This is a genomic window from Shigella sp. SIG3 (assembly GCF_053555855.1).
In genome coordinates this window covers 1-705 of the sequence record NZ_JBQZXE010000285.1, presented here as the reverse complement: position 1 = coordinate 705, position 705 = coordinate 1, and the positions used below count along the sequence as shown (strand labels likewise).

The 705-nt window shown below is 49.4% G+C and carries 1 protein-coding gene and 2 tRNA genes; all 3 read right to left on the bottom strand.

Annotated features, from left to right (window positions below; all coding sequences use genetic code 11):
* A partial coding sequence (locus tag ACUU1I_RS20970) for a phage holin (RefSeq protein ID WP_449144931.1) occupies window positions 1-189 on the bottom strand: 189 nt, incomplete at its 3' end.
* A 292-nt stretch (window positions 190-481) separates the two neighbouring features.
* Window positions 482-552 (bottom strand) — tRNA-Val (locus ACUU1I_RS20965).
* Window positions 553-555: 3 nt separating this feature from the next.
* Window positions 556-631, bottom strand: a tRNA-Thr gene (locus tag ACUU1I_RS20960).
* Window positions 632-705 lie beyond the last annotated feature (74 nt).

The window sequence follows — 705 nt, the reverse complement described above, 5'->3', positions numbered from 1 at the left end:
GTCTTCTCTTATTTTGAAATACAGATTCGTCAGATAAGTCAGAAGCCCCAGAAGCAGACTTCCCAGCACACCAATCGCAGCCCACTGTGACGGACTGACCTGATCAAGCCACTGTAAAAGCCAGTAGCCGGCACTGCCGGCGGAGGTGCCGTAGGCAATGCCCGTTGACATTTTGTCCATAGATTTCATAACCTCACCTCCGCAAATAACGGATGGCGTAGCTTTACACTGAGAGACAAAAAGGATTTGAAAAAAAGCCCGCAAAAGCGGGCGCAACGGAATCTACAGTAAGGAAAGCACTCTATCCAACAAACCACCCACAGTTAATCGGAATAAAAGCAGAGTGCTTATGAATGATCGCCTGCCCGAAGGTTGGTATTTCTGCACAGCAATTTTGCAAAAAAGACGAGCATTCAAAACGCAAACGTCTTTCAGTCACTCCGTGCTTTCCCATCATCGCAGACTGAAAGACTTTAACTTGAGCGGCAGCGGGAATCGAACCCGCATCATCAGCCTGTAAGGCTGAGGTAATAGCCATTATACGATGCCCGCATATGGTGCCGACTACCGGAATCGAACTGGTGACCTGATGATTACAAGTCAGTTGCTCTGCCTGCTGAGCTAAGTCGGCGCTAGCCCACCACCGAGAACTCGAACCTCGCACCGTCAACTTAGAAGGTTGATGCTCTATCCGGATGAGCTAGC